Source organism: Kitasatospora sp. NPDC057595, from assembly GCF_042800875.1.
Taxonomy (GTDB): Bacteria; Actinomycetota; Actinomycetes; order Streptomycetales; family Streptomycetaceae; genus Kitasatospora.
The window spans coordinates 194541-220733 of record NZ_JBHVGL010000008.1 but is presented as its reverse complement, the minus strand read 5'-3'; the positions used below and the strand labels follow the sequence as shown (position 1 = coordinate 220733).

29 protein-coding genes and 1 pseudogene are annotated in these 26193 nt (G+C 73.7%); 13 read left to right on the top strand and 17 right to left on the bottom strand.

The genetic code is table 11. The features are described 5' to 3' along the window. Window positions 1-132: 132 nt before the first annotated feature. The gene (locus ACFU9E_RS15425) at window positions 133-1278 is read right to left on the bottom strand and encodes a glycerate kinase (protein ID WP_380679143.1); all 1146 of its coding nucleotides are present in this window, start codon (window positions 1276-1278) and stop codon (window positions 133-135) included. 232 nt (window positions 1279-1510) lie between these two features. Between ACFU9E_RS15425 and ACFU9E_RS15420 the strand changes: the two genes are divergently transcribed. The 7 genes from ACFU9E_RS15420 to ACFU9E_RS15390 all read left to right on the top strand — a co-directional run bounded on the left by ACFU9E_RS15420 (window position 1511) and on the right by ACFU9E_RS15390 (window position 5891). Continuing rightward, on the top strand, window positions 1511-1789 hold the full coding sequence (locus ACFU9E_RS15420; RefSeq protein ID WP_380679227.1) for a thiamine-binding protein: 279 nt from the start codon (window positions 1511-1513) through the stop codon (window positions 1787-1789). Next, window positions 1786-2166: a helix-turn-helix domain-containing protein gene (locus tag ACFU9E_RS15415; protein ID WP_380679140.1), complete on the top strand. Its 381-nt coding sequence runs from the start codon at window positions 1786-1788 to the stop codon at window positions 2164-2166. Before ACFU9E_RS15420 ends, ACFU9E_RS15415 begins: the two co-directional genes overlap by 4 nt. Before the next feature lie 140 nt (window positions 2167-2306). Beyond that, the gene (gene uraD / locus ACFU9E_RS15410; protein WP_380679137.1) at window positions 2307-2810 is read left to right on the top strand and encodes a 2-oxo-4-hydroxy-4-carboxy-5-ureidoimidazoline decarboxylase; all 504 of its coding nucleotides are present in this window, start codon (window positions 2307-2309) and stop codon (window positions 2808-2810) included. A 50-nt stretch (window positions 2811-2860) separates the two neighbouring features. Beyond that, entirely contained in the window at window positions 2861-3196 is a 336-nt protein-coding gene (gene uraH, locus ACFU9E_RS15405) for a hydroxyisourate hydrolase (RefSeq protein ID WP_380679134.1), read from the top strand. A gap of 28 nt (window positions 3197-3224) precedes the next feature. Beyond that, window positions 3225-4160, top strand: a complete 936-nt coding sequence (gene pucL / locus ACFU9E_RS15400) for a factor-independent urate hydroxylase (protein WP_380679131.1) — start codon at window positions 3225-3227, stop codon at window positions 4158-4160. 44 nt (window positions 4161-4204) lie between these two features. Next, a complete protein-coding gene (locus tag ACFU9E_RS15395) occupies window positions 4205-5590 on the top strand; it encodes an 8-oxoguanine deaminase (RefSeq protein WP_380679128.1) in 1386 nt (461 codons plus the stop codon). Window positions 5591-5750: 160 nt separating this feature from the next. Next, the gene (locus tag ACFU9E_RS15390) at window positions 5751-5891 is read left to right on the top strand and encodes a hypothetical protein (protein WP_380679125.1); all 141 of its coding nucleotides are present in this window, start codon (window positions 5751-5753) and stop codon (window positions 5889-5891) included. A gap of 78 nt (window positions 5892-5969) precedes the next feature. Here ACFU9E_RS15390 and ACFU9E_RS15385 read toward each other — a convergent pair. Further along, window positions 5970-6877: pseudogene (locus ACFU9E_RS15385) on the bottom strand (hypothetical protein). Window positions 6878-7007: 130 nt separating this feature from the next. Here ACFU9E_RS15385 and ACFU9E_RS15380 point away from each other — a divergent pair. After that, window positions 7008-7805 (top strand): IclR family transcriptional regulator, encoded by a 798-nt coding sequence (locus ACFU9E_RS15380; protein WP_380679123.1) that lies wholly within the window; start codon window positions 7008-7010, stop codon window positions 7803-7805. A 305-nt stretch (window positions 7806-8110) separates the two neighbouring features. After that, a complete protein-coding gene (locus ACFU9E_RS15375) occupies window positions 8111-8440 on the top strand; it encodes a hypothetical protein (protein ID WP_344337676.1) in 330 nt (109 codons plus the stop codon). 124 nt (window positions 8441-8564) lie between these two features. On the opposite strand, the gene ACFU9E_RS15370 is transcribed toward ACFU9E_RS15375, so the two are convergent. Together ACFU9E_RS15370 and ACFU9E_RS15365 are read right to left on the bottom strand one after the other, a co-directional pair. Beyond that, window positions 8565-9713, bottom strand: coding sequence for an alpha/beta hydrolase (locus ACFU9E_RS15370; protein WP_380679119.1), 1149 nt, complete (start codon window positions 9711-9713; stop codon window positions 8565-8567). Window positions 9714-9918: 205 nt separating this feature from the next. Next, window positions 9919-10539: a TetR/AcrR family transcriptional regulator gene (locus ACFU9E_RS15365; RefSeq protein WP_380679116.1), complete on the bottom strand. Its 621-nt coding sequence runs from the start codon at window positions 10537-10539 to the stop codon at window positions 9919-9921. A gap of 126 nt (window positions 10540-10665) precedes the next feature. Between ACFU9E_RS15365 and ACFU9E_RS15360 the strand changes: the two genes are divergently transcribed. Continuing rightward, window positions 10666-11430, top strand: a complete 765-nt coding sequence (locus tag ACFU9E_RS15360; RefSeq protein ID WP_380679113.1) for an SDR family NAD(P)-dependent oxidoreductase — start codon at window positions 10666-10668, stop codon at window positions 11428-11430. A gap of 235 nt (window positions 11431-11665) precedes the next feature. Here the strand turns inward: ACFU9E_RS15360 and ACFU9E_RS15355 are convergent, their stop codons facing one another. The 4 genes from ACFU9E_RS15355 to ACFU9E_RS15340 all read right to left on the bottom strand — a co-directional run bounded on the left by ACFU9E_RS15355 (window position 11666) and on the right by ACFU9E_RS15340 (window position 14403). Continuing rightward, on the bottom strand, window positions 11666-12625 hold the full coding sequence (locus ACFU9E_RS15355) for a phosphotriesterase (protein ID WP_380679110.1): 960 nt from the start codon (window positions 12623-12625) through the stop codon (window positions 11666-11668). Continuing rightward, window positions 12622-13113 carry a carboxymuconolactone decarboxylase family protein gene (locus ACFU9E_RS15350; protein ID WP_380679107.1) on the bottom strand — a complete coding sequence of 164 codons (492 nt, stop codon included), beginning with the start codon at window positions 13111-13113 and terminating at the stop codon, window positions 12622-12624. Before ACFU9E_RS15350 ends, ACFU9E_RS15355 begins: the two co-directional genes overlap by 4 nt. 17 nt (window positions 13114-13130) lie before the next feature. After that, complete coding sequence (locus ACFU9E_RS15345) at window positions 13131-13706, bottom strand: DUF4865 family protein (RefSeq protein ID WP_380679104.1); 576 nt, start codon at window positions 13704-13706, stop codon at window positions 13131-13133. Between the two features lie 130 nt (window positions 13707-13836). Beyond that, complete coding sequence (locus ACFU9E_RS15340; protein ID WP_380679101.1) at window positions 13837-14403, bottom strand: TetR/AcrR family transcriptional regulator; 567 nt, start codon at window positions 14401-14403, stop codon at window positions 13837-13839. A gap of 209 nt (window positions 14404-14612) precedes the next feature. On the opposite strand from ACFU9E_RS15340, the gene ACFU9E_RS15335 reads away from it, so the two are divergent. Further along, a complete protein-coding gene (locus tag ACFU9E_RS15335) occupies window positions 14613-15605 on the top strand; it encodes an aldo/keto reductase (RefSeq protein ID WP_380679098.1) in 993 nt (330 codons plus the stop codon). 207 nt (window positions 15606-15812) lie between these two features. Then, entirely contained in the window at window positions 15813-15980 is a 168-nt protein-coding gene (locus ACFU9E_RS15330) for a hypothetical protein (RefSeq protein WP_380679095.1), read from the top strand. Here the strand turns inward: ACFU9E_RS15330 and ACFU9E_RS15325 are convergent. The 6 genes from ACFU9E_RS15325 to ACFU9E_RS15300 all read right to left on the bottom strand — a co-directional run bounded on the left by ACFU9E_RS15325 (window position 15951) and on the right by ACFU9E_RS15300 (window position 22003). Next, entirely contained in the window at window positions 15951-17027 is a 1077-nt protein-coding gene (locus ACFU9E_RS15325; RefSeq protein WP_380679092.1) for an LLM class flavin-dependent oxidoreductase, read from the bottom strand. The genes ACFU9E_RS15330 and ACFU9E_RS15325 overlap by 30 nt on opposite strands. A 3-nt stretch (window positions 17028-17030) precedes the next feature. Further along, entirely contained in the window at window positions 17031-17969 is a 939-nt protein-coding gene (locus tag ACFU9E_RS15320; protein WP_380679089.1) for an ABC transporter substrate-binding protein, read from the bottom strand. Window positions 17970-18083: 114 nt separating this feature from the next. Next, window positions 18084-18884: an ABC transporter ATP-binding protein gene (locus tag ACFU9E_RS15315; protein WP_380679086.1), complete on the bottom strand. Its 801-nt coding sequence runs from the start codon at window positions 18882-18884 to the stop codon at window positions 18084-18086. Continuing rightward, window positions 18881-19750: an ABC transporter permease gene (locus ACFU9E_RS15310; protein WP_380679083.1), complete on the bottom strand. Its 870-nt coding sequence runs from the start codon at window positions 19748-19750 to the stop codon at window positions 18881-18883. Before ACFU9E_RS15310 ends, ACFU9E_RS15315 begins: the two co-directional genes overlap by 4 nt. A 17-nt stretch (window positions 19751-19767) precedes the next feature. Next, window positions 19768-20787, bottom strand: a complete 1020-nt coding sequence (locus tag ACFU9E_RS15305; RefSeq protein WP_380679080.1) for an NrtA/SsuA/CpmA family ABC transporter substrate-binding protein — start codon at window positions 20785-20787, stop codon at window positions 19768-19770. A gap of 154 nt (window positions 20788-20941) precedes the next feature. Further along, window positions 20942-22003 carry an ABC transporter substrate-binding protein gene (locus tag ACFU9E_RS15300; RefSeq protein WP_380679077.1) on the bottom strand — a complete coding sequence of 354 codons (1062 nt, stop codon included), beginning with the start codon at window positions 22001-22003 and terminating at the stop codon, window positions 20942-20944. A gap of 397 nt (window positions 22004-22400) precedes the next feature. Here ACFU9E_RS15300 and ACFU9E_RS15295 point away from each other — a divergent pair, with 397 nt between their 5' ends. After that, the gene (locus ACFU9E_RS15295) at window positions 22401-23183 is read left to right on the top strand and encodes an IclR family transcriptional regulator (RefSeq protein ID WP_380679074.1); all 783 of its coding nucleotides are present in this window, start codon (window positions 22401-22403) and stop codon (window positions 23181-23183) included. 64 nt (window positions 23184-23247) lie between these two features. Here the strand turns inward: ACFU9E_RS15295 and ACFU9E_RS15290 are convergent, their stop codons facing one another. The 3 genes from ACFU9E_RS15290 to ACFU9E_RS15280 form a co-directional block, all read right to left on the bottom strand. Next, window positions 23248-24126, bottom strand: a complete 879-nt coding sequence (locus ACFU9E_RS15290) for a winged helix-turn-helix domain-containing protein (protein ID WP_380679071.1) — start codon at window positions 24124-24126, stop codon at window positions 23248-23250. Between the two features lie 960 nt (window positions 24127-25086). Continuing rightward, window positions 25087-25764, bottom strand: a complete 678-nt coding sequence (locus ACFU9E_RS15285; RefSeq protein ID WP_380679068.1) for an ATP/GTP-binding protein — start codon at window positions 25762-25764, stop codon at window positions 25087-25089. Beyond that, a complete protein-coding gene (locus tag ACFU9E_RS15280; RefSeq protein WP_380679224.1) occupies window positions 25745-26074 on the bottom strand; it encodes a DUF742 domain-containing protein in 330 nt (109 codons plus the stop codon). The genes ACFU9E_RS15285 and ACFU9E_RS15280 overlap by 20 nt, the downstream gene beginning before the upstream one ends. Between the last annotated feature and the right edge of the window lie 119 nt (window positions 26075-26193).

Genomic DNA, 26193 nt, shown 5'->3' with positions numbered 1-26193 from the left:
CTCCTCCCATGCGGAGTGGTCGTGATTCGGTCGGTCGTCCACTGTGGTGTCCCCTCGCGCCAGAACGGTCGGCCAGATCCTCCCATTCGGACCGACGGCCCAGGTCGGCGGGCCCGGATGTCGAACGCCGAGCTAGGCGCGCAGCAGCAGGGCCGCCGCCAGTCGCTCCCCCGCGACCTCGGCCAGCTCCCCGGCCCTGGTCAGGCTGTCGGCGGGGCCGTCACCCATCTCGCTCAGCGCGTAGACGGCGACGAAGCCGGCCGCCCGCCACTCGCGCTCGGACAGCTCCACCCGCCCCGCCACGGCGGCCACCGGCACCCCTGCCCTGGCCGCTGCCGCCGCGACTCCGGCGGGGGCCTTGCCGTGGAGCGTCTGCGCGTCCAGGCAGCCCTCGCCGGTGACGACGAGGCGCGCCCCGCGCACCGCCTCGTCGAAACCGAGCAGGTCGAGCAGGAACTCGATGCCGGGTCGCACGGTGGCGCCGAGCAGGGCCAGCGCGGCGAATCCGACCCCGCCCGCGGCGCCGGCACCGGGGGCGTCGCGGACGTCCCGGCCGACCGTGGTGCCGACCACCTCGGCGAACCGGGTCAGGCCGTCCTCCAGCACCACCAGGTCCTCGCGGCTCGCGCCCTTCTGCGGTCCGTAGACGGCCGCGGCGCCGCGCGGGCCGAGCAGCGGATTGTCGACGTCGCAGGCCACGACGACCTCGACGCCCGCCAGGGTGCGGGCCAGCGGGCCGGGGTCGATTCGCGCCAACCGGCGCAACGCGGCGCCTCCGGACGGAAGTTCGGCGCCGTCGGCGTCCAGCAGGGAGACGCCCAGCGCCTGGAGCAGACCGGCCCCGCCGTCGGTGCTCGCGCTGCCGCCGAGACCGAGCACGACCCGCCGGGCCCCATCACCGACGACCCGGGCGATCAGCTGGCCGACCCCGTAGGAGCCGGCCGTCAGCGGGGCGGTCCGGCCGCCGGGGAGCCGGGCCAGGCCCGCGGCCTGGGCGAGTTCGACGACGGCGGTGGTACCACGGACGGCGAGCGCGGCGTCCACCGGCAGGCCGGTCGGGCCGGCCACCTCGACGGGGACCCGGGCGAAGCCGGCCGCGAGAGCGGCGGCCAGGGTGCCCTCGCCGCCATCGGCGACGGGCAGTTCGCGCACCTCGGTACCGGGCACCGCGCGACGGATGCCGGCGGCGATCCGGGCGGCCGCCTCGGCGCCCTCCAGGGTTCCCTTGAACTTGTCGGGAGCGACGACCACATGGCCCTGATGGGGGGTGGCGGGCATGGTGTGGGCCTCACTTCCGAACCGGTCCGGCGATGGTTCACCAAGCATGAGCCCCGGCAGCCCCGGTCGACGCCTTGGGGCGGCTGACGGCTGACGGCTGACAGATTTCAGATAACAGATAACAGATTCTGTCAGCTGTCACCGCGTGCCCTCCGGGCCGCCCAACGCCCGAGCCCCCGTGAAGCGAAGCACCGCCCCGGCCCGTGATCGCTAGAGTGAGCGGGTGCGATTGATGGTGGAGTTCACAACAGAACCGTTCCAACTGGACACGTTCCCGCCACACGCCGTGGCGGCCCGCCGGGCGGTCGACGAGGCCGGACTGGCCGTCTCGGTCGGCCCGTTCGGCACCGGCGCCGAGGGCGGGGCCGAGCAGGTCCTGGCCGCCGTGACCGCGCTGCTCCGGGAGAGCCTGGACGCCGGCGCGACCCGGATCTCGCTCCAGGTCAGCGTCCTCGGCCGGCCCGACGGCCGCCGGCCCGACGACGACGCGGCCTCCGGCGGCAAGCCGTGACCGAGCAGCCGCAACACCCGCTTGCCGCAGCACTCAAGCCGCTGCTGGACGCGGTCGGCGCGACGCCCGTCCCGCTGGGCGAGGCGAAGCCCGAGGACATCGTCCTGGAGTGGGAGGGCGAGCGGGCGCTGGCCGTCCGGCTTCCGCACCTCAGCAACGCACTGGACCGCCTGCTGGCCGAGATGACCCGCCGGTTCGACGGCCGGCCGCTGGCCGAACTGGACCGTGCGGAGAAGCAGCGCGTGGTCGCCCAGTTGGAGGAGCACGGCGCGTTCACCGTCCGCCACGGCGTGGAAACGGTCGCCACCGCGCTCGGTGTCAGCCGCTTCACCGTCTACAACTACCTCAACCGCCAGGACAGTTCGAAATCGGGCTGACCCGGAGCCGATCCGGTCCGCACGTCGCCGCGAACGGGTGCGCGCCGCGACACGCACCACCAACTGTTCAACAGAGTGTTGACGACCCGATCCCCCGGATCTAGCTTGTGCGGGTGGCACCACTCCCCGGAGGTCCATCCGTGACCGACCGTCCCCTCACGTTTGACTCCCTGGCGGCCACCGACGCCGGCGAACTGCGGAGGATCCTGCTGGACGTCTGCGCCAGCCCCGCCTGGGCCGACGCCGTCGCGGCGGCCCGCCCCTGGCGGGACCGCCGGGCCCTGCTGGACGCCAACGCCGAGGCGATGGCGGCCCTCTCCATCGCCGATCTGCACGAGGCGATGACCGGCCACCCCCGGATCGGCGCACCGGAGCCGGGCCATGACGCCTCCCGGCGGGAGCAGGCCGCGGTCCGCGGGGCCGACGAGGCCCTGCTCGACGAGCTGCGCCGGGCGAACGCCGCGTACGAGGCCAAGTTCGGCCACGTGTTCCTGATCTGCGCGACCGGCCGCACCTCGGCCGCCATGCTCGCCGCCCTGCGCGAGCGCCACCCCAACGAACCCGCCACCGAGACGGAGATCGCCCGGGGTGAGCTGCGGAAGATCAACGACATCCGTATCACCCGTCTGCTCGACGGCGACTGACGCTCCATCATCTCCGACGTACCGCTGCCACCAGTTAGGCCACGTCCCCCATGACCGGCATCTCCACCCACGTGCTCGACACCAGCCTCGGCCGCCCGGCCCGGGGCGTCCCGGTCGAGCTCGCACTGCGCACCGAGGGCGGCTGGACGGTGCTCGGCACGTCCGCCACGGACGCCGACGGCCGGACCGCGGGTCTGCCGTCCGTCGAGGCGGGCTCGGTCGTCCGGCTGGTCTTCGACACCGCCGCGTACTTCGCGCGGACCACCGAGGACCCGCCGTTCTTCCCCGAGGTCTCGATCGTCTTCACGGTCGCTCCCGCACAGCACCACTACCACGTGCCACTGCTGCTGAACCCGTTCGGCTACTCGGTCTACCGCGGAAGCTAGACCGATCGATTGACAGGGGAACCGGGTCATGGCCCACGTGCTCGGTCAGAACCAGTACGGCAAGGCGGAGAACCGCATCGTCCGCGTCCAGCGGGGCTCCGGCCGCCACGAGATCAAGGACCTGAACGTCTCGATCTCCCTCTCCGGCGAGTTCGAGGACGTCCACCGCACCGGGTCCAACGCCAACTGTCTGCCCACCGACTCCGCCAAGAACACCGTCTACGCCTTCGCCAAGCAGTACGGCATCGGATCCGCCGAGGCCTTCGGCATCCTGCTGGCCCGGCACTTCGTGGAGGACATCGAACGCGGCGTCGTCCACCGGGCCCGGATCCGGATCGAGGAGTACGTCTGGGAACGGATCCCCGGCCCCGGCTCCGGCTCCGGCCCCGAGCAAGCCGGTCACAAAGGCCACGAAGGCCACGACCACTCCTTCGTCCGCACCGGCCAGGAGGTCCGCACCAGCGAGATCGTCTACGACGGCCGCTCCGTCCAGGTGGTCACCGGCCTCAAGGACCTGGTCGTGCTGAACTCCACCGACTCCGAGTTCCGGGGCTACCTCAAGGACGGGTACACCACCCTCCAGGAGGCGTACGACCGGATCCTCGCCACCCGGATCACCGCCCGCTGGAAGTACGGCTTCACCGGTCAGGGCGGCGAGTCCCAGCCCCCGTGGGACGACTGTTACGCCCAGGTGAGACGGCACCTGCTGGAGGCCTTCGCCGGCACCTACTCCTACTCGCTGCAGCAGACCCTGCACGCCATGGGCACCCGTGTCCTCGACCACCGCGCCGAGGTCGACGAGATCCGCCTCGAACTCCCCAACAGGCACCACTTCCTGGTTGACCTGAAGCCGTTCGGCCTCGACAACGACAACGAGGTCTACTACGCCGCCGACCGCATGTACGGCCTCATCGAGGGCACCGTGCACCGCGAGGGCGTCGTCCCGGTCATCCCGGTCGCCTGACCCGCGGACGCCCCGTGCCCGCCCGGCCTCCCTCTGGAGTCACCATGGCAGTCCAGCACCCGCCCGCCGGCCGACGGATCGTCATCGAGAACGCGGCGATCGCCACCGTCGACGCCCACGACACCGAGCACTCCCGCGGACACGTGGTCGTCCGCGGCAACCGGATCGAGTCGGTCGGCGACGGCCCCGCCCCGGCCCGGCCGGACGGCGTGGCGCGCCGGATCGACGCCGAGGGCCACCTCCTCACCCCCGGCCTGGTCAACACCCACCACCACTTCTACCAGTGGATCACCCGCGGCCTCGCCCAGGACGCCAACCTCTTCGACTGGCTGGTCGCCCTCTACCCGACCTGGGCCCGGATCGACGACCGGTTGGTGCACGCCGCCGCCCAGGGCTCCGCCGCCGCGCTGCTCAAGTCCGGCTGCACCACCGCCGCCGACCACCACTACGTCTTCCCCCGGCAGGGCGGCGACATCCTCGGCGCCGAGATCGAGGCCGTCCGCGAACTCGGCCTGCGCTTCACCGCGCTGCGCGGTTCGATGGACCGCGGCGAGAGGGACGGCGGCCTGCCCCCGGACCACGCCGTCGAGGAGCTCGACGCCATCCTCGCCGCCTCCGAGGAGGCCGTCGACCGCCACCACGACGCCTCCCCCGACTCGATGCTGCGGATCGCCCTCGCCCCCTGCTCCCCGTTCTCGGCCTCCACCCGGCTGATGCGGGAGTCTGCCGAACTCGCCCGCCGCAAGGGCGTTCGGCTACACACCCACGGCTCCGAGACGGCCCAGGAGGAGGCCTTCTGCCGGGAGCTGTTCGGCATGGGCCCCACCGACTACTTCGAGTCGGTCGGCTGGCTCGGCGAGGACGTCTGGATGGCACACGGCGTCCACATGAACGACGCCGACATCGCCAAGTTCGCCGAGACCGGGACCGGCGTGGCGCACTGCCCGTCCTCCAACGCCCGGCTGGCCGCCGGGATGGCGCGGGTGCCCGCCATGCTGGCGGCCGGCGTCCCGGTCGGCCTCGGCGTCGACGGCACCGCCTCCAACGAGTCCGGCGAACTGGGCACCGAACTGCGCAACGCCCTGCTGATCAACCGCCTGCACGGCTCGCCGCGGGCGCTCACCGCCCGCCGGGTGCTGCGGCTGGGCACCATGGGCGGCGCCCGGGTGCTCGGACGGCAGGAGGAGATCGGCTCGATCGAGGCCGGCAAGCTCGCCGACCTCGCGCTGTGGAAGGTCGACGGCCTGATGCACTCCTCGATCGCCGACCCGGTCGCCGCGCTCGCCCTCGGCGCGCTGCCGCCGCTGGCGCTGCTGCTGGTCGACGGCAAGTCCGTCGTCGAACGGGGGCATCTGACCACGGTGGACGAGGACCGGATCGCGCGGGCCTGCGCCCGCGCCGCCAGGGATCTCGCCGCGCGCAGGAACTGACGGGCGAACAGGCCCGCCAGCACCACCCAGCCGACCGCCCCGTGATCCACCGCCGTGAGTGTGGCCACCAGCGGCCCGATCACGTGCGCGCCCACCCCAGGCAGCCGGCCGCCAGCAGCAGCGCCCCGCGTGCACAGGCCCGCGCCGCCGAGGGACGTCCGTGACGCCCCGGCTCGCCCGTACCCGGAACAGCGCCACCAGCGGGCAGTTGACCACGTTCACCGCCGCCACCGTCACCGCCGGAGCCTCGGTGCCGAGCACGGTCCACAGCGGCAACCCCACCGTCAGCACGGCAAATTGAAGCTCCAGGACGGCGTGCAGCGCGGTGACCGCAGATACCGCCGGTCCCGCAGCGCCGTCCGGCGCGCGCCCGGGCTGGTCAACCCAGCAGCGGCAGCGCGGGCACGGTCAGGAAGTCCTCGAACTCCTCGCCCAGGGCGACCTGTTCGAAGAGCCGCGCGGCCTCCTCCCAGCGCCCGGCGGCGTAGGCCCGGTCCCCGAGTTCGGCCCACAGCGAGGTCAGCTCCTCGGCGACCAGTCGGCGGACCAGTTCGGCGGTCACCTTCTCCCCGGTGTCGGCGAGGACGACGTCGTTGCGCACCCACTGCCAGACCTGCGAGCGGGAGATCTCGGCGGTGGCCGCGTCCTCCATCATGTGGAAGATCGCGACCGCGCCGAGACCGCGCAGCCAGGCCTCGACGTAGCGCACACCGACCTGGACGGCGTTGTGCAGCCCGGCGCGGGTGCAGCTTCCGCCGGGCCCCGCGACGTCGAGCAGCTGCCCGGCGGTGACCGCTCCGGCCGGCCCGGCATTGTCCTTCTGGTGCGGACGCTCGCCGAGAACGGCGTCGAAGCAGGCATGGGCGACCGGGACCAGGTCCGGGTGGGTGACTCCCAGGTCGGGGAGGTGGCGTCCTCGAAGTCGGCGAGCCACACCCGGGCACCGGAGTTGAGGGCGTTGATCACCGTCTTCCGGTCCGTGGGACCGGCGATCTCCACCCGCCGGTCCCGCAGCGCCCTCGGCGCCTCGGCGACCCGACAGTCCCCGGCCCGCACGGCGGCCGTCTCCGCCAGGAAGTCCAGGGTGCCGGTCCGGGCGATCTCGGCACGACGCTCGCGGCGGCGGGCGAGCAGTTCGCGGCGCCGGCCGTCGAAGGCACGGTGCAGACCGGCCGCGAACGCGACCGCCTCCGACGTGAGCACCTCCTCGGCCCGCTCGACATGCGGACCCCTGGCTGTGACGGCCGGAGCGGCTGCGGGGGCTGCGGATCCGTGCTCTTCGGCCATCGGTAGGACTCCTCGATGGAGGGATCGATTCTGTAAGGTGGAGACTAGTTTCCGCGATACAGAATTCCAACGGGTGTGTTGAGAGGATCGCCGGGACCGTACTCCTCCCCCACAGCGAAGGGAACCGCCGGTGGCCCCGACCTCCGACAGCATCGAGAGAACGACCCCGGACCGCGCGAGCGGCGGCGTACAGTCCGTCGAGCGGGCCTTCCAGCTGCTGGAGGCGCTCGCCGACTCCGGCGGCGTGGCGACGCTCAGCGAACTCTCCACCTCCTCCGGCCTGCCGATGCCGACCATCCACCGCCTCGTTCGCACCCTCCTCCAGCAGGGCTATGTCCGCCAGGACACCGCCCGCCGCTACACCCTCGGCCCCCGGCTGATCCGGCTCGGCGAGACCGCCGGCCGGCTGCTCGGCAGCTGGGCCCGCCCCTACCTCGCGGAGCTGATGGAGGCCACCGGCGAGACCGCCAACCTGGCGGTGCTGGAGGGCGGCGAGGTGGTGTACGTCGGCCAGGTGCAGTCACGGCGTTCGATGCGGATGTTCACCGAGGTCGGCCGGCGGGTGCAGCCGCACTGCACCGGCGTCGGCAAGGCGTTGCTGGCGCAGCTGCCGGAGGAGGAGGCGCGCGCCGTCCTCGGCCCCGACCCGCTGCCCGCGCTCACCCCGCACACGGTGACCGACCCGCGGGAGCTGATGCGCCAGCTCGCCGAGGCGCGCGAGCGCGGCTACGTCGTCGACGACCAGGAGCAGGAGATCGGGGTGCGCTGCATCGCGCTCGCCGTCCCGGGCGCGCCCACCCCGACGGCGCTGTCGGTCTCCGGCCCCGAGGCCCGCGTCCGGGCCCTGGAGGAGCAGGCCGGGGCGGCGCCCCTGGTGCCGGTGATGCAGGGGATCGCGACCCGGCTCGGGCAGGTCCTGGCGCCCTGACGGCCCTGCGACGGCCCTGCGACTGCTCGGAGGCCCCGGTGGGCCGGGCGGGCCGGGCGGGCCGTGGCAGCCGTCGCGCGACTCGCACCGCTTCGCCCACGGACGGACAACTGTCGGTCAACGGTCGGGCGGGATGGATCAGTTGATCCGCCGCACGCCCCGGCGGGCGCCGGGCCGGCCGGGGGAACGGGGCCGCGGGGGTGTCCGGCGTGGCGGGTCCGGCGGGGAAAGTGCGCCGCGGGGGCGGGGTGGTCGGATAGGTTGGAGCTCCGTCCGCGCCGCCCGACAAGGAGATCCGCCCCACCATGACCGCGTCCCTGCCCGCCTTCGCCGGCCGCACCTACCTGTTCCGGGTCGACAACGGCGCGGCCTTCCGCAACGCCTACTCGGCCGACGGCAAGCGGCTGCGCTGGGAGGGGCTCGGCGAGTCGGCGGGCCAGTGGGAGGACGTGACCCTGCACGTCGCCGAGGTCGGCCCGCAGCTGTACTTCGTGAGCTGGACCGAGGTGAGCGGCATCACCGTCAGCCACGTCATGGACCTGGCCCGGATGACGGTCCGCGCGTTCTGGACCTACGAGGGCGAGGGCGGCCGGGTCGGCGAGCTGCACACCGGCACGCTGGAGCAGGTGGCCTGAGCCCTCGGCCGTGTGCCGGGACCGGTTCGGTTCCGGTCCCCCGGCGGTCCCGCGGCGGTCCCGCGGTGCCTCCGAGGTGCTTCCTTGCCAGTCCTGGGCCGGTACCGGGACCGGCCCAGGCCGGTCAGGCCGACTGGCCGGTGGCCGGGACGGACAGGTGCTGGGAGATCCACTCCAGTGAGGACGGGAGCAGCCTGCTCCAGGTCTCGAAGTTGTGGCCACCGGTCTCCAGCATGCTGTAGGAGACCTTCATCGGGCTGTGCGCGGCGGCCACGAACGCCTCGGTCTCGCGCCGGTAGTCGCCGTCGCCCTCCTTGGTGCCGGCCAGCAGCACCGCGATCTTCGGCTGCGGGAGGTTCTTGAGCCGCCACATGAGGTCGGCCTCGTCGCGCCGCTGGGCGCTGCCCTTGAAGAGGTCACCGGTGGTCGGGTCCTCGGCGGCCCGGTAGTAGCCGGAGAGCGAGACGGCGGTCGGGAAGACCTCGGGGTGGCGCATCGCCAGCTTGAGGGCGCAGTAGCCGCCGGTCGAGTTGCCCATGAACGCCCAGGCCTGCGGGTCGGCCGCCACCCGGAAGCTCGCCTGGACCGCCGAGGGCACGTCCTTGGTGAAGTAGGTCTCGGACTGCGCGCCGCCCGGGATGTCCTCGCACTCGGTGTCCTGCGGCAGCGCCGGCGAGGGGCGCACCAGCACCATCACGGTCGGCTGCATGCGGCCCTCCTGGAGCAGCTTGAGCGCCGCGCCCGGGTAGTTGAGCCGGGTGACGAGGTTCTTCGCGAGGCCCGGGAAGCCGGTGCTGACGATCAGCACCGGGAACTGCTTCTGCGCGTACTCCGGCTGGAAGTACTGCGGTGGCAGGTAGACGTAGCCCTCGGTGGAGAGCCGGGTGGTGGCGCCGTCGATCCGGACCTCGCGGATCTCGCCGGACTTCCCGGGGTCACGGCCGAGCGCTCCGCCGCCCTGCACCTCGGCGTGGCCGATGGTCTCGACGCGCAGCCGGCCGGAGGCGTCCACCTTGTTCTGGATGACCACCGGTCCGCTGTCGCCGGTGCCCAGCAGGTCGTCCCAACTGCTGTAGAACGCGAAGTAGTTGTTGGCCACCAGGCCGAGCGCGGCGAGTACCGTCAGCTGGGTGGCGAGCAGCGCGCCGATCCGGCCGAGGACCGCCTGCCAGCTGCGCTTCGACAGTCTCGGCCACAGCCAGACCGTCCCGGCCATCGCCGCGACGGCGATCAGGACGGTCAACGCCAGCACCTTGTGGCTCGTCAGACCCATGTCTTGTTTGCTCCCACGCCTCGTACTCCCCCACCCCCGGGGGAAGGACACCCGGGAGGGCCGCCCCGGTTCCCCCGTCCGCAGCAGGTTCGTCGCCCGGGCGCGACCACTCAGCCTAACGCCCGCGCGGACCCCGTCGCCCCCGCCGACCAGCGGTGACGGGCTCGGCCCGGAGGACGAAGCCCCGCGCCGGCCGGCCGCCCCGTCAGCCGAGGCGGCTCCAGAGGCCGAGACCCCCGGTGAGTTCGTGCACGCAGCGGGCGCCGAGCTCGCGGGGCGAACCCGGTCCGGTGGGCGGGGCACCGGAGAACGCCCACTCCTCCAGGGCGACCCGGATGGCGGCGGTGGCGGCGGCAGCGGCGAGCCGGATCTCCAGGGCGTCGGTGCCGGGCGGGCAGCGGTCGGCGATCGCCGCCCGCAGGCGCTCCTCGGAGTCGGCGTGCACGCGCTGCCAGACCGAAGCGAGGCGGGGGTCCCGCAGCAGTTCGCGGGTCCAGCGCATGGCCTCGCCGTCCTGCGCGTCGGCCGGGCTCAGCGACTCGGCCGCCGAGCGCTCCAGCGCCTCGCGGACCGGCAGGTCGGACGCGCTCTCGGCGAACAGTCGCACCCAGCGCTCGCCGCCGGCCGCGAGCAGCGGGGCGACGGCGTCCTCCTTCTCCGAGAAGTAGCGGTAGAAGGTGCGCAACGAGATGCCCGAGGCGTTGGCGATCTCTTCGGCGGTGGTGGCCTCGGCCCCGCGCGCGGCGAACAGTTCCGCCGCCGCCCGGGCGATCTCCAGCCGGGTGCTCTCGCGGCGGCGCTGGGTCAGGGTCGGGCGTCCGGTCACGGGCTCAGCGTACGCGAGTCGACACGTCGAGACTTTTTGGCACAACGTGCCACTTAGGCGTACCGTGCCAGTGAGGTTGCTGGACCACGAACGAGACCTCGACCACGAACGAAACGGAGCACCACCATGGAGCGCTTCACCGGACGCAACGTCCTGATCACCGGCGGCGGCTCGGGCATCGGCCAGGCCACCGTCCACCGGATCCTCGCCGAGGGCGGGCGGGTCGTCGCCGTCGACGTCAGCGAGGACGGCCTGAAGGCCACCCTGGACCGCGCCACCGCCGACGGCACCGCCGACCGCCTCACCACGACGGTGCTGGACGTGTCGGACGAGGCCGCCGTCCGGGCCGGCGTCGCCGAGGCCGTGGCCGGGCTCGGCGGCCTGGACGTGCTGGTCAACGCGGCCGGCATCCTGCGCTCCGCGCACACCCACGAGACCAGCCTGGACTTCTGGAACAAGGTGATCGCGGTCAACCTGACCGGCACCTTCCTGATGACCCGCGAGGCGCTGCCCGCGCTGCTCGCGGGCGGCAAGGGCGTGGTGGTGAACTTCAGCTCCACCTCCGCGACCTTCGCCCACCCCTACATGGCCGCGTACGCCGCGACCAAGGGCGGCATCCAGTCGTTCACGCACGCGATCGCCGCCGAGTACGCCAAGCAGGGGCTGCGCGCGGTCTGCGTCGCGCCGGGCAGCATCGACAGCGGCATGACCAGCAACCCGGGCCTGCCGGCGGACGCCGACTTCAGCCTGCTCGCCAAGCTCTCCCCCGCGATCGGGCAGGGCTTCGCCGGACCGGAGACCGTGGCCGGTGTGATCGCCATGCTCGCCTCGGACGACGGCGCGTTCGTCACCGGGACCGAGCTGCGGATCGACGGCGGCACCCACATGTGAGGCCCGCGCTTCGCCGGACCTGGTCTTCGTCGGGTCCGGCCCTCACCGGGTCCGGCAGTCGCCGGATCTGGTCTTCGCCGAATCTGGTAGTCGCCGCCCGGACCGCCGGGCCGGGCGGCGGCGAAGACCCGGCCGGGACTGACTGCTGACAGCTGACAAATGACAGATTTCAGATGACAGCTAACAGATTTCAGATTCTGTCATCTGAAATCTGTTAGCTGTCATCTGTCAATTGTCAGCCGTCGGTCGACGACCGCGCGCCGTCGGACGCCGCCCGCCACTCGGTCGCGAAGGCCCGGGCCGGGTTGGTGGTGAGGAGGCGGTGCGGGAGGTCGGGGCCGAACTCACGGGCCAAGCGGGGGCCGAGGGCGGTGAGGAGATGGGTGGGGCCGGGGGCGTGGCGGGCGGTGCGAGTGGTGGTGTCGCCGCCGAGAAGCAGGCGGTCGGCGTGCCCGGCCTCGACAAGAGCGGCCACCGTGTCGAAGAGGTGGTGGTCGGTCGCGTGGTGCGCGCGGGAGGGGCCGTCCAGGGCCAGGAAGGCACCAGTGGCGGCGAGTTCGCGGTGCAGGCGGAGATCCGGGTGCCGGTTGAGGTGCCCGAGGATCACCCGCCGCGGCGGGACGCCGTGCCGCTCGCAGAGCAGGTCGAGGACGTCCGGCGCGGCGGTGCCGAGCTCGTGGTGGACGGCGATCGGCGCGCCGGTGGCGTGGTGCGCCTCGGCGGCGGCCGCCATGACCCACCGGGTGTGGGCGTCCAGGCCGTGGTAGTCGCCGGCCACCTTGATCAGTCCGGCTCGCACGCCCTCAGGTGCGCCGTGCAGCGCGGTGGTGAGCTCGGCGGTGAAGAACCCGGCGAGTCCGGCGTAGCGCCGATCGAGGTCCGCCGGATCGTAGTGGACGGCCTGGTGGAGCCCGGTGGCGGCGATCAGGTGGACCCCGGTGGCGCGGGACAACGCCGGCAGCGCGTCGGCCCACCGCCCCATCCCGGCGGGCGTCCACTGGACGAAAGCCCCGCCGCCGGCCGCCGCGAAGGCGCGCAGCACCTCCTCGGCAGCGGCCGGGTCGTCGAGTTCCTCGCCCGGCAGCCTGGGGCTGCGCAGGAAGAGGTGGTCGTGGGCGTCGCAGACGCCGAGTTCGGCGGGGTCGAGATCGCCGAGGACGGTCCGGACGGCGCCCGTGGCGGTGTGGGTGCTCATGCACTCTCCGCGAAGGTCGCGGCGGCGATCCGGAGCCCGGCCAGCGCCTTGGGGACGCCGACATAGGGCGCGAGGTGGACCAGCACCTCGGTGATCTCCTCCCTGGTCAGGCCGATCCGCAGGCTGTTGCGGACGTGGTCGGCGAGTTGCGGTTCCACCCCGCCGAGCGCGGTGAGCGCGGCCAGGTTGGCCACCTGGCGGTCGCGCAGGGCGAGTCCGGGCCGCTGGTAGGTACCGCCGAAGAGCGCGGTGACGATCCAGTCGGCGAATCCGGGGGCGAGTTCGTCGAGGGGGCCCAGGGTGTCGGCCCGGGTCCCCGGCCCGGCGAGTTCGGCGAGCAGGGCGTAACCCGCGGCCCGGTCGAGCGGGGCGGGGGCAAGGCTCGCGGCATCGGGACCTGCGACGCCGGGGCCCTCGTCGTTGGGGCCCGCGTCGACGGGGCTCGCGTCGGCGTTCCTGCCGGGTCCGGGGGTTGCGGCCGGGTTCATGGGTCGGGGCGGTCCTTTCACCAGTGGCGGCCGGCGGGAAGCCGGTCGAGTTCGGGACTGGAGAGGTGGTGCACGCGGTACCGGGTGCCGGGCACCGCGGCCGGGGCGGCCTCGCGCCAGAGGGCGAAGCGCAGCAGTTCCCAGCGGTCCGGGTCAACGGCGACGGCGGCGGTGTGCAGGTCGGGGTGGTCGGGCAGTTCGGCGAGGGCGTGTTCGACGGCCTCGGCGGGGTCGGTGCCCTCCGGGAGGAGGACGGCCTGACGGGTGGCGATGGCCGGTGCGCCCGCGGCAGGACCGCGGCGCAGACCCGCACCGAGCCAGTGGCGCACGACGGGACGGCCGAAGTCCGCGCCGACCCCGCGGAAGCCCGGCCCCCAGAGGAAGGCGTTCATGCCCTCGGCGGTGCGCCAGAGGTAGAAGGGGGCGTACTGGTTGACGGGCGACCCGTCGAGACCGCGTTCGCGCACCAGGTAGGCCTTGAGGCCGAGGCCGGGGTGGCCGTCGAGCAGGTGGCCCCGGGTGGCGATCCGCCGGTGGATGATGCCCATGTCGTAATCGGCGGGAAGCGTGATCTCGTACTGCATGGCGTGCACGGCGGGCTCCGGAAGGGGGTTGGGCCGACGGCCCGGTCCGCACGACGGCTCGGCCGGTCCGACGGCTCGGCCGGTACAGCGACTCGGACGGTACGGCGACTCGGACGGCGCGGGCCCGGCCGGCGATCGCTCAGTCGGTGCGGTGGGCGGCGAGCAGGGCGAGGGCGCCACGGACGGCCTGCTCGAACGGTTCGGCGCTGTCGGCGGCGCGGGCGAGCACGTAGCCGCCCTGCACCACGGCGACCACGGCGGCGGCGAGGTCGGCGGGCTCGGCACCCGGCCGCAGGTCGCCGGCCATCTGCCCCTCGGCGATCACCCCGGCGAGCCGGCCGCGCAGCCAGTCGAAGGTCTCCTCGACGGGCGCCCGCAGCCGGGGATCGGCGACCACCTCCGGGTCCTGGGCCATCCGCCCGATCCGGCAGCCGCGCAGCACGTCGCGCTCGCGCCGCAGATAGGCGGCGACCCGGTCGTGGGCGGTGCCGGGGCCGGCGAGGTCGGCCTCGGCGACGGCGCGCATCTGCTCGGCGCTGCGGCGCAGGGCGGCGGCGGCGAGGTCCGGCTTCCCGTCGAAGTGGTGGTACATGCTGCCCTGGCCGACGCCGGCGCGCTGCTGGATGGCCTTCGGGCTGGTGCCGACGTAGCCCCGATCCCACAGCAGTTCCTGGGTGCTCTCGATGAGACGGTCCTGGGTTGCCATGGCAAAGACTGTACCTACTGGTACAGCAGATGTACATACCAGTAGGTACAGTCGTCGCGGCGAGCCCGGGAAGGCCACGAGGCCGTGGGCCGCCCCCCGGCGGTCCACGGCCTCGTGTGATCGTCGTCCCCGCCCGCCCCGCGCGGCATTCCTCGACGGACGGTGGCACAGATCACCCCGGACGCCCACCGCCTGGCAGGATGGCCGCCATGACCTACCTCGCCGCGGATGACCGCTACACCTCGATGACCTACCGCCGGGCCGGCCGCAGTGGTGTGCTGCTCCCCGCCGTCTCGCTGGGCCTGTGGCACAACTTCGGTGACGCCCAGCCGCTCGACGTCCAGCGAGCGGTGCTGCGCCGCGCCTTCGACCGGGGTGTCACCCACTTCGACCTGGCCAACAACTACGGCCCGCCGTACGGCAGCGCGGAGCGCAACTTCGGCTACCTCTTCGCGCAGGACTTCCGCCCGTACCGGGACGAGCTGTTCATCGCCTCCAAGGCCGGCTACGACATGTGGCCCGGCCCGTACGGCGTGGGCGGCAGCCGCAAGTACCTGCTGGCCAGCCTGGACCAGTCGCTGGGCCGGATGGGCCTCGACTACGTGGACGTCTTCTACTCGCACCGCTACGACCCGGACACCCCGCTCGAGGAGACCATGGGTGCGCTGGACTCGGCGGTCCGCGCGGGCAAGGCGCTGTACGCGGGCATCTCGAACTACCCTGCGGAGCAGCACCGGGAGGCGGTGGCGCTCCTGCGCGAGCTGGGCACGCCGATCCTGATGAACCAGTGCGCGTACTCCGTCCTCAACCGCTACGTCGAGGACGAGGGCGTGCTGGACGCGGTAGCCGACACGCAGACCAGCCTGATCGCCTATTCGCCGCTGGCCCAGGGCCTGCTGACCGACCGCTACCTGTCCGGGCAGGTGCCGGCCGGGTCGCGGATGTCGATCGGCAAGTTCCTGCGCGAGGAGGCGCTCACCGAGGCGAAGCTGGAGCAGCTGCGGGCGCTGAACAAGGTGGCGGAGCGGCGCGGACAGAGCCTGGCGCAGCTGGCGCTGAGCTGGGTGCTGCGGGACCCGCGGGTGGTGTCGGTGATCATCGGGGCCAGCAGTGTGGCGCAGCTGGACCAGAACCTCGACGCGCTGGCGGGCGCTCCGCTGACCGCCGAGGAGCTGGCCGAGATCGACGTTCTGAGCCGCTGAGCCCTGGGGCGACGCTACCGACGACGGTTCGGACGGCGGTTCGGGCTCCGCTTCGGGCGAGGGTTCGAGCGAGGGTTGGGGCCGGGGCTCGGGCAGGGCGTGCCACGGTGCCCGGCCGGTCGACGCGTGACCGGTCGGGCACCGCGCTCGTTGGACCGCGCGTACGGGACCGTCCGTACGCGTCCTTCGAGACCTCGGGAGCCCGTCGTGCGGACGTACCTCCTCCGGGCCGTCGCCCGTTTCGCCCGGCAGCTGGCGCTGACCTCGCCGCTGCCGTTCCCCGTCCTGCCGGGCGCCCTGCCGAGTGTTCTCGCGGGCGCCCTGCCGGGTGTGGTGCCGGGTGTCCTACCGCCGGGTGACGCCCAGCGCCGGTAGCACCGTCTCGGCGACCCGGTGGGCCTCCTCCAGCAGGGGGTTGCCGGAGAGGATGAAGGTGTCCACGCCGAGCGACTCGAACTCCTGGAGCCGCTCGATCACCTGGGCCGTCGAGCCGACCACGGCGGTGCCCGGGCCGGGACGGAACAGGCTCATCCCGGGCCAGAGGTTGGGGTACGCCTCCAACTCCCGCGCCCGGGCGGGCACCTTGCCGCCGTGCTGGCGGAACTGCCGCTGCCAGCCGACCCCGTCCTCCCCGCGCACGCCGCCGAGCTGACGGGCGTAGGTGGCCTCGCTGGTGACGTCGAGCAGCCGGTCGGCAGCGGCCCAGGCCTCGTCCTCGGTGTCGCGGACGATCAGGTGCAGCCGCAGTCCGATCCGCAGGCTGCGGCCGTGCGCGGCGGCCCGCTCACGGACCAGGTCGAGCTTCTCCTTCAGCTGGTGCGGCGGCTCGCCCCAGGTGAGGTAGACGTCGACGTGCTCGGCGGCCATCTCGATGCCGGCCGCCGAACTGCCGCCGAACCAGAGCGGGATGCCGCCCGGCTGCACCGGCGCGAGTTCGCGCAGGCTCGCCCCGGCGTTCCGCAGATCGTAGAACTCGCCCTTGTGGTCGAAGACTTCACCGGCCGTGAGGCGTTTGACGATCGACCAGTACTCGGCGCTGAGACGGTAGCGGTCGTCGTGCTCGACGTGCAGGCCGTACTCGCGCAGCTGCTCGGTGGAGCCGTTGACGACGTTGAAGCGCAGCCGTCCGCCGTGCAGGTGGTCGAAGCTGAGCGCCATCTTGGCCAGCAGGGTGGGCGCGATCAGCCCGGGGTGGACGGCCAGCAGCGGCTTGAACGCCGGGGTGGTGGCGGCCGCCAGGGCGTTGCCGAGGTCCCACACGTCGTAGAGGTCGGTCGCCAGCAGCGCGCCGGTGTAGCCCAGGCGCTCGACGCTGCCGGCGAGTTGCTGCAGGTAGCGGATGTCGACCGGGCGGCGTCCGGCCGGCTCCCAGGGGTAGTGGCCCTCGCGCGGGATGATGTACCAGAGGACTTCGGAGGCCATCGGTCAGACCGCCTCGGTGACGGTGCCGGCCGGAGCGGCGACGGCCACAGCCACGGCAGTGGCCACCGGCGCCTCCAGCGCGGGCAGGTGGGCGTCGGCGACTGTCACCGCGCGGTCGATGAACCCGACCCGGTGGAAGATGTCGGCCGCCTCCTGCTGCTCGGCGACAAACGCGGCGGTCGCCGGTTCCAGCCGCCACGGCAGCCCGGCCAGCGCCGTCCGCCAGTCCTCGGCGCTGCCGCCCAGGTCGTCGGCGGCGATCGCGGCGGCCTCCGACAGGTGCCCGGCCACCCAGGCGTCCGCGCGGCGCAGGGCGGTGGCGATCGCGGCGACGACCTCGGGTCGGTCGGCCGCGAAGCCCCGGCGGGTGAAGAAGACCGAGCGGTCGGTGATCACGTCACCGGTGCGGACGAGTTCGCGGAACCCGCCCTCCCGCCGGGCGGCGGCCAGCTCGGCCCCCTGGGCGATCCAGCCGACGATCTCGCCCTCGCGCAGCCGCCGCGCCTGGTCCTCGCCGGCAGCCGGGCGGACGGCGGTGACGTCGGTGGCGTAGGAGAGTCCCTCGGCGTGCAGGGCCTTGGCGAGCAGGTGGGTCTGCCAGGAGCCGATGGCGAGGACGACGGTGCCGCCCTTGAGGTCGGCGACCGTCCGCACCGGGCCGTCGGCGCGCACCAGCAGGGCTCCGTGGTCCGGGCGGGGCGCGGAGACCGCCGCGTAGACGAGGTCGTGGCCGGCGGCCTGGGCGGTGACCGGAGGGGTGGAGCCGGTGCCGCCGAAGTCGATGGTGCCGTCGGCGAGGAGCTCGCCGGTGCGGGTGCCGTCGCTGTAGTGGTGGAACGCTCCGGTCTCGCCGAGCGGGGCCAACTCCTCGGCCAGGTAGTCGAGTCGGGAGAGGTAGTAGAGCGAGGGGTTGCTGGCGTGGACGCCGAGGGTGATGGCCATGGGGATCAACTCCTGTGGTGCGGGCGGTCGGACGAATCGGGGGGTCGGCTGGTCAGTGGGGCTTCGGTCGGTTCGCGGGGCTCGGGCGGTTCGCGGGGTGGCCGGTCGGAGGGGTCAGTGGACGCCGAGGTCGGCGAGCAGGCGGCGGCGCAGCTCGGCGAAGGCCGGATCGGCCGGGTCGCGCGGGCGTTCGACCGTGACGTGTTCGTCGCGCACCAGGGCGCCGTCCCGGAGCACGGCGACCCGGTCGGCGAGCCGCACGGCCTCGTCCACGTCATGGGTGACCAGCAGGACGGCCGGCCGGTGGCGGCGGACCAGGTCGCCCACGAGGTCCTGCATGCGCAGCCGGGTGAGCGCGTCCAGTGCGGCGAACGGCTCGTCCAGCAGGAGCAGTTGGGGCTCGCGGACGAGTGCCCGGGCGAGCGCCGCCCGCTGCGCCTCGCCGCCGGACAGGGTCGCCGGCCAGGCGTCGGCGTGCCGGTCGAGGCCGACCTCGGCGAGTGCCTTGAGCCCGGTCTCCCGGGTGGCGGCGCCGCGCGGCAGGCCGACCGTGACGTTGGCGAGCACCCGCTTCGAGGGGACCAGCCGGGGCTCCTGGAAGACGACGGTACGCACCGGCGGCACCAGGACGGTGCCCGCGTCGGCCCGGTCCAGGGCGCCGAGGATGCGCAGCAGGGTGGTCTTGCCGGTGCCGCTGGCGCCGAGCAGGGCGACGAACTCGCCCCGGTCGATGGAGAGGTCGACGCCGTCGAGGACGGCCCGGGTGCCGAACACCCGGCGCAGGCCGCGCAGATGGACGGCGGGTACGGGTGCGGGCACGGGGCTCCCGGACGTTTCCGGGGCACCGGGCGCCGAGGTGGCGACGGGTGCGGTGACGGGCACGGCGGTGGATGCGGTGACGGGTGCGGTGTTCATCGGGCGCCTCCGTGGACGGCCTTGCGCCAGGGCATCAGGAAGCGCTCGAGGAGGCGGACGACGCCGTCGGCGGTGAGTCCCAGCAGTCCGTAGATCAGGATGCAGACGGCGAGGACGTCGGTGCGGGAGTAGTTCTGCGCCTGGGCCATCAAGTACCCGATGCCTTCCGTGGAGTTGATCTCCTCGGCGGCGATCAGCGCGATCACGCTGAGGGTCATGGACAGCCGCAGCCCGGAGAGCAGCGCCGGCAGGGCGCCGGGCAGGACCACGGTGCGCACGATCGCCCAGCGGCCGAGGCCGAAGCTGCGCATCGCCTCGATGAGCTTGCGGTCGGTGTTCCGGACGCCGCCGGAGGTCGACACGTACATCGGGAAGCTGGTGGCGACGCCGATCAGCGCGACCTTGGCGGTCTCGGTGATGCCGAACCAGACCATGAACAGCGGGACGAGCGCGAGGAAGGGAACGGTGCGCAGCACCTGCACGGCGGAGTCCAGCAATTCCTCGCCGAGGCGGAAGAAGCCGGTCACGACCCCGAGCACCAGGCCGGCGGTGGCACCGATCAGCAGGCCGAGGCCGGCCCGGGTGAGCGAGACGGCGAGGGCGTCGGCGAGTTGGCCGTTGCCCCACAGTTCGCCGACCGCCTCGGCGACCTGGGTGGGCGAGGCCAGCACGTCCTGGGTGAGGGCGCCGGTCGCGGAGGCGAGGGCCCAGCCGCCGAGCAGGGCGAGCGGACCGAGGGTGCGCAGGGTGAGGGCGAGCGCCCTGGGGCGCGGGGCCTGGAGGCGGGTACGGGGTTCGACCAGGCCGGCCGCGTGGGCGGCGGCGGTGCCGCGGTCGGCCTCCTCCCCGGCGGCCGTGCTGCTCAAGGATTCGGTGGTGGTGCTCACTTGGCACCGGTCCCGAGCTTGTCGACGTCGATCAGGTAGGGCTTGACGTCGACCAGCTGCTTGGTGACCTTCTGGTCGGCGAAGAAGGCGGCGACGGTGCCGAACCGGGCGATGTCGGCCTCGCCGATGGGGCCGGCGGCGGCGCCCTGCCGGGAGACCTCGATCGCTACGCCCTTCTCGGCCGGCGTGACGGCGGTCGGGCCGGAGTCGGTGAAGACGTTCAGGTAGGCGGCCGGGTCGGCCTTCTCCTTGAGGCCGTTCTCGCGCAGGTAGTCGTAGAAGGCCCTGACCACCTCGGGGTGCTTGTCGGCGAAGGCGTTGCGCACGGCCCAGACGGCGTAGTTGTCGGAGCCGACCTCCTTGCCGTTGACCAGGAAGTGGGCGCCGGAGTTGGCGATCGACGGGGTGGAGAAGGTGTTCCAGGTCGCCCAGGCGTCGACCTGGCCGGAGTTGAACACGCCCGAGGTCTGGTCGGCCCGCAGGTAGACCCGCTCGACCTTGTCCGCCGGGACGCCGTTCTTCTCCAGGGCCTTGAGCAGCAGGTACTCGCTGGTGCCGCCCTGGCTGACGGCGACCTTGCGGCCGACGAGGTCCTGCACGCTCTTGATCGGCGAGTCGTTCTTCACCAGGATGCCCTCGCCGACGCCGTCGGGGGTGGTCTGGGCGAACAGCTTGAAGCCGGGCTTCTGGGCGAGCGCGGCGACGGCGGAGGTGATCGAGCCCTGGGCGACGTCGAGCTGGTCGGCGGAGAGCGCCTGGGCGGCGGGCGCGAACGGGCCGGCGCTGCCGGTCCAGGCGACCTTGGCGTGGACGGTGGCCAGTGCCCGGTCCAGCGAGCCGTCCTTCTTGCCGAGGGCGAGGAAGCCGTTGTTGCCGGGATCGGGCACCCGGAGCACCACCTCGGCCTTGCCACCGTCGGCGGAGGCCTTGGCCCCGTCGGCGGACGAGCCGCAGGCGGCCAGGGCGGTGGTGGCGAGCAGTGCGGTGGCGGCGAGGACGAGGCGGGAGGGGTTCACGGGGTCGACTCCTGAGGACGGCGGGACGGGGGTGGGCGCGGGGCGGGCGGGTGACGGCTGACGGCTGACGGCTGACGGCTGACGGCTGACAGATTTCAGCTGACAGATAACAGATGATGAAATCTGTCAGCTGTTATCTGTCAGCCGTCATTTGTCAGCCGCCGTGCGTCCGCCCTTCGGCGCGGCGGGCGGCGAGCAGGGCGCGGGCGGCACGCAGGGGTTCGGGGTCGGTCCAGGCGTGGACGTCGACCGGACCGGCCAGGAATCCGTGCCGCTCAAGGAAGCGTTCCTGCTGCTCCAGGAGGGCAAGCCGCTCCGCGGAGAGATCGAGGTGCAGAGTCCGGTGGCCGCCCCGGGCGTACGCGCCGGCGACGCCCTCCTCCCCCGCACCGGTCTCGGCGCTGAGGATGCGCGCGACCTCCGCCGGGCGCCCGGCGGCCCAGTCGGCGGCCTCCAGCAGGACGGCCAGGAAGCGGGCCACCAGCTCCGGGTGCTCGTCGAGCAACTGCTGGTGGACGGTGATCGGCCGGGGCGTGCCGTTGTTCACCCTGGCCCGCCGGTCCGGCGCCTCGTCCAGGTCGACGGCGATCTCCGCGCTGATCCGGCGGGCCGCCTCGACCGCGAGCGCGCCCTTGACATAGACCGCGTCCACGACGCCGTCGCGCAGCGCCGCCAGCTCCGCGGCCCACTGACCGCCGTCCGGCACGGCCGGCACGTCCACCAACTCGGCGTCGTCGAGCGTGAGTCCGGCGAGCGAGAGCGCGCCGTGCAGGCCGGCCAGGGCCATCGCCCGCCAGAAGTCGATCGCGATCCCATGTCGTGGGACGGCGAGCCTGCGGCCGCGCAGCTGTGCGGCGCCGGTGATACCGCTGCCCGCCCGAACCAGGACGACCTGGCGCTCCTCGATCCAGGTGAGCCCGATCAGCCTGGTCCGCTCGCCGCGCGAACGGGCCCAGAGCGCCGGAACGTTGCCGCCCTCGCGGAACAGCCCGGTCAGGGCGTGGGTGTAGTGGTGGTCGGCCGCCACCTCCGGCGGAACGTCCTGGAGCGAGCGGACGGCGATGCCGTCGGCGGCGAACTCCCGGCCGAGCCAGCCCCGGTCGGCCGCGATGCCGGTCGCGGTGGGGACCGGGCAGCGGGTGAACCAGAGGGTGTCGGGCGCCTCGGGGGCGGACGTGGTCGGCGCGGCGGCGGTGGGGCTGTCGTGGCTGGGCACGGTGGGCTGGTCCTCTGCGGCAGGGTGCGGGCGAACGCGGCGGGCGCGGCGCGGCACGGGTCACCAGTCGTGGTGGGGCGGGGAGTCCGGGGGTGGTCGGCGCGGACGGAAGCGGCGCGTCAGCGACAACAGACGCAGGGGGCGGGGCACCGGCGATTTGTCACGGCGCTGCTCCTTCCTGCGGTCGGGGCGCGATGGACGGGGCTCGTCCGATGCGCTGGTCCGAGCGTTCCACGGCGGACCGGCGACGGACAAGGGTTTGCCACATCATGGGATCGGTTGTTCATGAACGGCATCCTTTTGCAACGCCGTTGACACATTCCGGCAGCACGCGCTGCCATAGTCTGGGAGCGACTCCGGTGAACCGGCCGGAGCCAAGGACAGAACGAGAGGTGCCATGGCCGAGGCCGTCACCGCCGTCCAGAGCCCGCCGGCCGGCGCCCAGGCCGTTCAGCGGGCCCTCGGGTTGCTGCACTGCTTCCACGACAACGGCCCCGATCTGAGCGCCTCGGACCTGGCCCGCCGGATGGGCCTGTCGGTCTCCACCGCGCACCGGCTGGCCCGCACCCTGGTCAGCGCCGGGTTCCTGGAGCAGGACGAGCACACGGCCCGCTACCGGCTCGGCCCCGCCGTCGCCGAGCTGGGCCAACTGAGCTTCCACCAGCGGGGCCTGCATCTGGCAGCGCCCGAGCTCGACCTGCTGTCGCGCCGCACCGGTGCCTCGGCCGACCTGGCGATCCGCAGCGGCCCGCACGCGGTGATCCTGGTCGGCGCCTCCGTCCGCCCGGACACCGGGCTGGGGCTGCGCCGCCCGCTGCACTCGACGGCGCTCGGCAAGGTGCTGCTGGCCTGGCCGCGCCCGGGTGACGCCGGGGTCTCGACACTGGGTCCGCTGCCACCGTTCACCGACCGGACCATCACCGAACCGGAGCTCCTGGACGAGGAGTTGGAGCGGGTCAGGACGGCCGGCCACGCGCTGAACGACGGCGAGTCGGCGGCCGGCGTGCGCACGGTGGCGGTGCCGGTGCTGGACGGCGCCGGGCAGGCCCGTTTCGCGCTCGCCGTCCGCTCCACGCCCGCCCGCCTCACCGACGAGCGGCTGGACTGGTTCCTCGGGCACGCGCGGTCCTGCGCCGGCGCGCTCGCCGTCCTCCTGCTGCCGCCGGACCAGCGGATATGACGGTCAGCCAGACACGCGCGAAGGGCCGGGTGTTCAGAAGAACACCCGGCCCCGTGGGCGAGGATCAGGCGACCGGGGTGTACTTGTAGCCGACCCGACGGACCGTCACGATGCTGTCGCGGTAGGCCACTCCGAGCTTGCGGCGCAGCCGGGCCACGTGCACGTCGACGGTGCGGCCGTCGCCGACGTGGCCGTAGCCCCAGACGGCGGAGACCAGGTGGTCGCGGGTGTGCACCCGCTGCGGGTGCTCGGTCAGGTGGGCGAGCAGCTCGAACTCCAGGTAGGTGAGATCGAGCAGCCGCCCGTCCACGTAGGCGTTGCGGCGTTCCACGTCGACCGCGATGCCGCGGCCGGCGGGCCGCACCGGACGGACCGGAGCCCCCGCGCCGAACGGAGCGGCGCCGAGCGGACCCGGGGCGGACGGGCCGGGGACGGACGGGCCGGTCGCGGCGGCCGGGACCGGGGTCGGGGTCGAAACCGGGGCCGCAGCCGAAGCCGAGGCCGGGGTCGCGATCGACGCGACCGGGAAGCCGGTCGGCGCCGTCCCGCCCGTCGGAGCGGCGCCGGCCTGGGCCGGGACCAGCACCAGGTAGCCGACCATCGGCTGCCCCGCCGAGGCGCCGAACTGCGCCCCGTACTGGGCGAGCAGGGCCTGCGGCAGCGAGCCCTGCGGCAGCGCGGCGACGACCGCCGCGCCCTCCGGGAGCGCCGCGAGCAGCGTCTGCGGCGGGAGCGCCGGCACGGCCTGGGTCGCGCCGGGCAGCACCGGGGAGACGGCCGGACCCGCCGCGGCGGGCGGGACGGCTCCGGGCTGGCCGGCCGCCGGGCGCTGCGGGCCGGGCCCGCCGTGCCGGCGTTCGGGGTTCGAGGGGACGGAGCGGACCGCGCGCAGGTGCGGGGTCGCGGAGGGGAGGTGGAGGGTGGCGGTGGAAGGGGTGGACATGATGCCGCTCATTTCGCGCGTGACGGACGGGGTGGAGTCGTCTGCGCGTCGACCGGGCGTACTGCCGAGGACTGACCCTGGGTCAGCGGAGGGAGTGCCGGGACGCGCTGGGCGAACCGGGACATGTCTGATCGAACAGGTGCGGCTGCCGGGACGGCCAGAACGGCTCGAGGTCGACGTACCGACCTCTTCCTCCGTCCGCGGCGTGCTTCCCGCGCCGATCCGACCGGGTGGACCCCGCGCCGCCGCCGGTCGCCCCGACCGTCCCTGCCGTCCCGGTGGCGGCGCGGGCTGCGACGCCGACGGTGGCGGTGGTGGTGGTGGCGGCCGGGTGACGGGTGGTGCTGGCGAGGTTCACTGGTGCTCTCCGCGAAGCGGGCAGGGACGACGGCGGCTCACTGGACGGCTGTCCGGTGCTGCCGGGTCGACGGTGCGAGGGGCCGCCGGTTTCCGCCGGGCCCGGACGGGCGATCCGGACGGACCGTACCGGCCGGGAGGGCTCCCCGGGCGGTGGGCGGCGGCGACGGTGACGTGGACGGCGAAGGGTGGCGACGTCAGCGACAGCAGGCGCTGCAGATGAGCGCGTGGTCGATGTACCGCCGAACGGTCAGCGCCGGGGTGACCGGGACGGGGAGAACCAGGGAGGCGGACACGGACACGGCACGTCGCTGCTCGACGGTCACGGTACGGTCCTCCCCCCACTGGTCTCGGTGCGCCGGCACGTCCCTGTGTCGTGCCGCGGCGCTCGTGCCCGACGCACTCGGTGCGCGGCACGTCGGAGGCACCCCGGCAACGGGCCGGGCGGCCTCCGTCCACAGAGCCTTCCACGCCGGGCCGGTCAAGGCAACCTGCCCGACACGGATCGTCCGGCATGTGAACACGGAAATGAGACGCTGACGCGGCGCCACCCACCGTGGCGGGGACCGGAGCCCACTCCCGGCGGCCGGCCGAGCCGTCGGCTCAGACCGCGGCCGGCGCTCCCCGGCGGCGGTCGGCGGCGTGCTCGACCAGCGCCACCAGCAGCTCCTTGCCGTCCTCGCGCAGCCGGGCGTCGCAGAGGATCACCGGGATGCCCGGGTCCAGGTCGAGCGCGTCCCGGACCTCCTCCGGGGAGAAGACCTCGCTGCCGTCGAAGCAGTTCACGGCCACCAGGAAGGGGATGCCCCGCTGCTCGAAGAAGTCCACCGAGGGGAAGCAGTCCGCCAGCCGCCGGGTGTCGGCCAGCACCACCGCGCCGAGCGCGCCCCGGGCCAGCTCGTCCCAGACGAACCAGAACCGGTCCTGGCCGGGCGTGCCGAACAGGTAGAGGGCGAGGCCGGGCCGCACGTCGATCCGGCCGAAGTCCATCGCCACCGTGGTGGTGCGCTTGGCCTCCACGCCCGCCGTGTCGTCCACCGGCCGGCCCAGCTCGCTGAGCTCCTCCTCGGTGCGCAGCGGGCGGATCTCGCTGACCGCGCCGACCAGGGTGGTCTTGCCCGCGCCGAAGCCGCCGGCCACCAGGATCTTCACCGCGACGGCCGGGCCGCCCCGCCAGCGCGGGTCGTTGGCCCGGTCGCCGGCCCCGCCGCCGGCCCGGTCGTGGGCGGGCGGCACCGGGGCGGCGGCGGTCGCGGTCGGGTCAGAGCGCACGGAGTCCATTGATCACGTCTCGCAGCAGGCGCTCGTCCGGCAGCTCGGCGAGCGGAACGGGTCGGGTGACGCTGATCAGATCGGCGTCGTAGAGGTCGCCGAGCAGGACGCGTACGACGCTGACCGGCAGGTCGGTGTAGGAGCCGAGCTCGGCCACGGAGATCGGCTCCCGGCGGCACCAGGCCAGGATGGTCTGGTGCTCCGGGTCGAGCACGTGGGCGGGCACGGCTCCCGTGACCGGCCCGGGGTCCTTGGCGGTGATCAGCGAGATCAGGTCGAACAGGCCGTCCTCGACCGGCCGGGTGCGGCCGCGGGTCATCGAGTACAGCCGCACCACCGGGCCGGCGTCGTCGTCGAACCAGCGGTCGTCGACCGGGGTCCGCGCCCGGAACAGGTCGACCTCGGGCCCGTCCGCGCCGGGCCCGTTCGCGCCGGAGG

Excerpts from the sequence above, each read along its gene's own strand:
- ACFU9E_RS15350 (WP_380679107.1), bottom strand. The coding sequence starts at position 13,113 with ATGAACCCGGCCGCAACCCCCGGACCCGGCAGGAACGCCGACGCGAGC.
- ACFU9E_RS15360 (WP_380679113.1), top strand. The coding sequence starts at position 10,666 with ATGGAGCGCTTCACCGGACGCAACGTCCTGATCACCGGCGGCGGCTCG.
- ACFU9E_RS15285 (WP_380679068.1), bottom strand. The coding sequence starts at position 25,764 with ATGGACTCCGTGCGCTCTGACCCGACCGCGACCGCCGCCGCCCCGGTG.
- ACFU9E_RS15320 (WP_380679089.1), bottom strand. The coding sequence starts at position 17,969 with ATGGCCATCACCCTCGGCGTCCACGCCAGCAACCCCTCGCTCTACTAC.
- pucL (WP_380679131.1), top strand. The coding sequence starts at position 3,225 with ATGGCCCACGTGCTCGGTCAGAACCAGTACGGCAAGGCGGAGAACCGC.
- ACFU9E_RS15355 (WP_380679110.1), bottom strand. The coding sequence starts at position 12,625 with ATGAGCACCCACACCGCCACGGGCGCCGTCCGGACCGTCCTCGGCGAT.
- ACFU9E_RS15335 (WP_380679098.1), top strand. The coding sequence starts at position 14,613 with ATGACCTACCTCGCCGCGGATGACCGCTACACCTCGATGACCTACCGC.
- ACFU9E_RS15280 (WP_380679224.1), bottom strand. The coding sequence starts at position 26,074 with ATGACCCGCGGCCGCACCCGGCCGGTCGAGGACGGCCTGTTCGACCTG.
- ACFU9E_RS15340 (WP_380679101.1), bottom strand. The coding sequence starts at position 14,403 with ATGGCAACCCAGGACCGTCTCATCGAGAGCACCCAGGAACTGCTGTGG.
- ACFU9E_RS15295 (WP_380679074.1), top strand. The coding sequence starts at position 22,401 with ATGGCCGAGGCCGTCACCGCCGTCCAGAGCCCGCCGGCCGGCGCCCAG.
- ACFU9E_RS15370 (WP_380679119.1), bottom strand. The coding sequence starts at position 9,713 with ATGGGTCTGACGAGCCACAAGGTGCTGGCGTTGACCGTCCTGATCGCC.
- ACFU9E_RS15420 (WP_380679227.1), top strand. The coding sequence starts at position 1,511 with ATGGTGGAGTTCACAACAGAACCGTTCCAACTGGACACGTTCCCGCCA.
- ACFU9E_RS15425 (WP_380679143.1), bottom strand. The coding sequence starts at position 1,278 with ATGCCCGCCACCCCCCATCAGGGCCATGTGGTCGTCGCTCCCGACAAG.
- ACFU9E_RS15290 (WP_380679071.1), bottom strand. The coding sequence starts at position 24,126 with ATGTCCACCCCTTCCACCGCCACCCTCCACCTCCCCTCCGCGACCCCG.
- ACFU9E_RS15395 (WP_380679128.1), top strand. The coding sequence starts at position 4,205 with ATGGCAGTCCAGCACCCGCCCGCCGGCCGACGGATCGTCATCGAGAAC.
- ACFU9E_RS15325 (WP_380679092.1), bottom strand. The coding sequence starts at position 17,027 with ATGGCCTCCGAAGTCCTCTGGTACATCATCCCGCGCGAGGGCCACTAC.
- uraH (WP_380679134.1), top strand. The coding sequence starts at position 2,861 with ATGACCGGCATCTCCACCCACGTGCTCGACACCAGCCTCGGCCGCCCG.
- ACFU9E_RS15315 (WP_380679086.1), bottom strand. The coding sequence starts at position 18,884 with ATGAACACCGCACCCGTCACCGCATCCACCGCCGTGCCCGTCACCGCA.
- ACFU9E_RS15375 (WP_344337676.1), top strand. The coding sequence starts at position 8,111 with ATGACCGCGTCCCTGCCCGCCTTCGCCGGCCGCACCTACCTGTTCCGG.